This is a genomic window from Methylobacterium sp. J-078, assembly GCF_022829285.1.
Taxonomy (GTDB): domain Bacteria; phylum Pseudomonadota; class Alphaproteobacteria; order Rhizobiales; family Beijerinckiaceae; genus Methylobacterium.
This window is the reverse complement of the sequence record NZ_JAKSYI010000093.1, coordinates 1-3,866: the sequence shown is the minus strand read 5'-3', so window position 1 is coordinate 3,866 and position 3,866 is coordinate 1. Positions and strand designations below refer to the sequence as shown.

Below are 3,866 nucleotides of genomic sequence, written 5' to 3'. Positions count from 1 at the left end.
TCCACCCCATCAGATCCAGGCCCTGGAGCGCACCCGCCCCGACCAGCCCCTCTGTCCAGGCCCCCTAGCCGCTCAGACCCACGACTATACTCGGCACGGCACCACGACCCTGTTCGCGGCCCTCAACGTCCTGGACGGCACCGTGCTCGGCCGCTGCAGGCAGCCTCATCGCCACGGCCAGGTCACGCGTTTCCTTACCGCCGTCGAGCCCGCCGTGCGGGCCGGGAAGCTCGTCCACGTCATCCTAGACAACTATGGCAGTCACAAACACCCGCGAGTCCGCGCCTGGCTTGCCCGCCATCCGCGCTGGAGCTTCCACTTCACGCCGACCTCGGCCTAATGGCTTAACGCCGTCGAGGGCTTCTTCTCTGCCCTGACCCGTCGCCGTCTACAGCGGGGCACCTTCACCGGCGTCGTCGACCTGCAGGCGGCGATCAATCGCTACATCGCCGAGCACAACCGTAGCCCAAAGCCCTTCATCTGGACTAAACCCGCCTCTGCAATCTTCGACGCCCTCAGCCGAGCTCCTGAACCATCCGTCTGAGTCAGAGCACTAGAGGGGCGGACGGGCCAGCGGAGCCGGGGCGTCCCCGACCTGGGCGAGGTAGCGGACCATGAGTTCGCCGGTGGCCCGGACCGCGTAGTCCCGCATCGGCTCGCCGGCCGCGGGCGGGACGAGATCCGTCACGCGCCGCCCGTCGAGGGTTGCCGCCAGCTCGCGGCGCGCCATTCCGGACTCGACGGCTTCCTGGATCGCCTGCGCCTCGTAGGCCTCCAGCGACGCGTTCAGGCGCGAATACCCGGCTCGATCGGGCCCTCCGCCGGACGGTCCGGATCCAGGCCCGGTTCGGGTGGTTCCTCGAACGGGGCCGAGGGCTCGTCGGAGCCGAGCGGACGCTCGCCCGGGAACGGCCGGGGTGGCAGCTGCGAGGGGATATCGCCGCCCGGGATCGGGTCGGGCATGCCGGGATTGGCCACGCTGGAGATCCTCACCTGTTCGTCGCGTTGCCCTACGGGCCGGACGTGTGCCCGGAGCGGCACGGCGTCCGGCCCTGCGGCCATGCCGGACCTGATCGGGGGACATGCAAGGTCCGGCATAACTTTGAAATGTCTCACCGGCGCCCGCCCGGTCTCCTATCGGGAGGTCTGTCGTCGGGGCGGTGCTGCGGAGGAAATAACCCTGCTGGACCGACGCTCAATGATGCAGATGCATCATTTTGACGGTCCGTTGCCTGGTAAAATGCGTTCGGCACGGGGCTCCGCTCGCGTCGGCCATCTCGTGCACAACACGGACACGCCGCCTCGACCGAGGGCGACCGGCTCGGTCCGGGGGCGCGATGACTGGACGGGGCGTCGGTTGCCTCGTCACAGCCCCAGGGCGAGGGCCAGCCGGTCGCGGGCCCGGCTCACGCGACTCTTCACGGTGCCGACCCGGCACCCGAGAACGATGGCCGCCTCCTCGTGCATCAGGCCGTCCACCAGCACCAGCAGCAGAGTCTCGCGTTGCTCGGCCGGAAGGTCGTTCAGGGCCTCCTGCAACTCCGAGAGCGCGACCCGGTGCTCCTGCTCCGGCGGGGTGGACAGCGTGCCCGCGATGGCGCCGTCGATGTCCTCGATCTCGCGTCGCAGGCGCTTGCGCTGGTTCAGGTGGCCGTTGCGCAGGATCGTGAACAGCCACGCCACGAGGTTGGTGCCGGTCTGGAACTGGGCGCGGTGCTCCCAGGCCCGCATCAGGGTCGCCTGCACGAGATCGTCGGCCTCCGCCGCGTTGCCGGTGCGCAGGAGGGCGAAGCGGCGCAGGCGCGGTACGAGGGCGATCAGCTCGTCGCCGAACGCCTTGGTGATCTGCCGGTCCGCCTCGGCTTCCTGCAGGGCAATCCCGAGGCGCTGAAGGACCTGCCCAAGCCGCGTGCCGGCCTCGACCGCCTCCGCCCGCGCGATCAGTTCGTTCAGTCTTCGCCCGATCTGATCCTGGGCATGACGAGGCAAAACCCCGCGCGCGGAAGTTTCGTCGGCGATTGTGCTGAAATGCATCCTGGGTCGGACTCCCAGTCCGAGATCACGGTTCCGTGAAGACATGCTTCTACCGTGCACTGTAGGCCGCGCTGTCTGGCTGATCGTTCACGTTCACGTCAATGATGCGGATATACCAGTCTTTCGGCGATTTCCGCCGGAACCGACGTATCCGAAGACCTGTTACGGCCTGACTTCACGCGAGCGGTCAGGAGTACGGGACGGTGGTCAGTGGCGCGAACAGGCGCGAGGTCCGCGAGGGAGCGGCCGGGCCCGGCAAGGGGAGAGTCCTGGTCGGGTCCGACGGACTCGCCGCCCGCGCCGGTGGCACCGCGAAGGCATGGCGAGGGCCGCTCTTCCCCTGAGCGTTCGGCGTCGGCTGCAATGAGCGCGACGCTGCATCCAGAGGCGCGCGGTGCATCCGAGGCCGATCAGACGCCGCCGGCTGGTCCCAAAAAGCCGGGCTCGTCCAGTCCGGACTTAGGCAATAAAAACCGGTCTACCGGTACGTATATACCATTGTTCGGCGGACCTGCCGGGCCACTTGAGGGGTCTCCCTCGCCTGGGCAACGGAGCATCCCGTGAGCGCACAGAAGACGAACGACGGGGCCGACAAGCTCAAAGCCTCCGTGAAGGAAGCCATCGGGAAGCTGGTCGGCGATCCGAAAGTCGAGGCCGAGGGAAAATTCGAGCAGAACGAATTTGAGCGGGAGCGGACGTCTGCGCAGAAATTACCGAAGTCCGGCGTGAAACCGAAGTCCACCCCTGAGTCGTAGCTTCGGACGCACATCGAAATTCCAGAACATCACCCGTAACATCAAAAGGAGAAACGGCATGGTCGATACGAATCGCATCACGGGGACCGCTAAGGAACTGGGCGGCAAGGTGCAGGGCGCGGTCGGCGACCTGACCGGTTCCCGCCGGGACTCGGTCGAGGGCCGGGCCCGCGAGGCGCAGGGCGCCGCCGAAAACGTCTACGGTCAGGTCAAGGACACCGTGCGCGACGCCGCCGAGCATGTCGCCGACACCGCCCGCGACATCGGCGGAAAGGTTCGCGACGCGGTCGGCGACTTCGTCGGCTCGGAGGACATCGAGGACCGCGCGCGTCGGGCCCAGGGTGCGGTCGGCGACACCTATGAGCGCGCCGAGCGCTCCGTCCGCAGCGCCGGCCGTGCAGCCTACGACAGGGCCGAGGACGCCTACGAGAACGGCGGCCGGCACCTGCGCCAGGGCGGTTATGCCGCCACGAACCAGGTCGCCGAGCACCCCGTGGCCGCGCTGCTCGTGGCCGGTCTCCTCGGCTACGGCCTCGGCCTGCTCATCCACGGCCGCGACTGATCGACGGGGCCGCGCTGGAACGCGCGGCCCGGCATCGCGGCGTCATCCCCCCACGACCCCTAACCAACGACCCCTCGCAAACGACCGAGCTTCTCGGACGACCGACGACCCGGAGTACCAGTCACGTGTCCACCTCTCCCATCCTCGCCACCCCTTCCGCCGCGGCTTCGGCCGACACCCGCACGGTGCTCCTGAACCAGGTCTCGTGGGGGGCGATCTTCGCGGGCGCCGTCACCGCGCTGGTGACGCAGGTGATCCTGAACATGGTGGGCGTGGGGGTCGGCCTGTCGAGCGTCGGCCCGGTGGCCGCCGACAACCCGGCCGCCTCGACCCTGTCGCTGAGTGCAGGCGTCTGGTTCGTGGCCTCGGGCGTTGTGGCCGCGCTGGCCGGCGGGTTCATCGCGGGCCGTCTCTCGGGCAAGCCCGTCACGGGGGCGGCCGGCCTGCACGGCCTCGTTTCCTGGGCGGTGACCACCCTCGTGGTGCTCTACCTGCTCACGTCGGCGGCCGGCGGG

Annotated in this window: 5 protein-coding genes and 2 pseudogenes; 4 read left to right on the top strand and 3 right to left on the bottom strand. The window is 68.8% G+C overall.

The features are described 5' to 3' along the window. Positions 1 to 544: pseudogene (locus MKK58_RS14005) on the top strand (IS630 family transposase); the annotation flags it as partial. Positions 545 to 553: 9 nt separating this feature from the next. On the opposite strand, the gene MKK58_RS14000 reads toward MKK58_RS14005, so the two are convergent. The 3 genes from MKK58_RS14000 to MKK58_RS13990 all read right to left on the bottom strand — a co-directional run bounded on the left by MKK58_RS14000 (position 554) and on the right by MKK58_RS13990 (position 2,034). After that, a complete protein-coding gene (locus MKK58_RS14000) occupies positions 554 to 730 on the bottom strand; it encodes a hypothetical protein (protein WP_243912628.1) in 177 nt (58 codons plus the stop codon). Between the two features lie 56 nt (positions 731 to 786). Continuing rightward, positions 787 to 978 carry a hypothetical protein gene (locus MKK58_RS13995; RefSeq protein WP_243912627.1) on the bottom strand — a complete coding sequence of 64 codons (192 nt, stop codon included), beginning with the start codon at positions 976 to 978 and terminating at the stop codon, positions 787 to 789. Positions 979 to 1,365: 387 nt separating this feature from the next. Beyond that, a complete protein-coding gene (locus MKK58_RS13990; RefSeq protein WP_243912626.1) occupies positions 1,366 to 2,034 on the bottom strand; it encodes a sigma-70 family RNA polymerase sigma factor in 669 nt (222 codons plus the stop codon). A 560-nt stretch (positions 2,035 to 2,594) separates the two neighbouring features. Here MKK58_RS13990 and MKK58_RS13985 point away from each other — a divergent pair. The 3 genes and pseudogenes from MKK58_RS13985 to MKK58_RS13975 all read left to right on the top strand — a co-directional run. Further along, positions 2,595 to 2,789, top strand: a complete 195-nt coding sequence (locus tag MKK58_RS13985; protein ID WP_243912625.1) for a CsbD family protein — start codon at positions 2,595 to 2,597, stop codon at positions 2,787 to 2,789. A gap of 58 nt (positions 2,790 to 2,847) precedes the next feature. Continuing rightward, entirely contained in the window at positions 2,848 to 3,351 is a 504-nt protein-coding gene (locus MKK58_RS13980) for a CsbD family protein (RefSeq protein ID WP_243912624.1), read from the top strand. A gap of 125 nt (positions 3,352 to 3,476) precedes the next feature. After that, positions 3,477 to 3,866, top strand: a pseudogene (locus MKK58_RS13975) (PhnA-like protein); the annotation flags it as partial.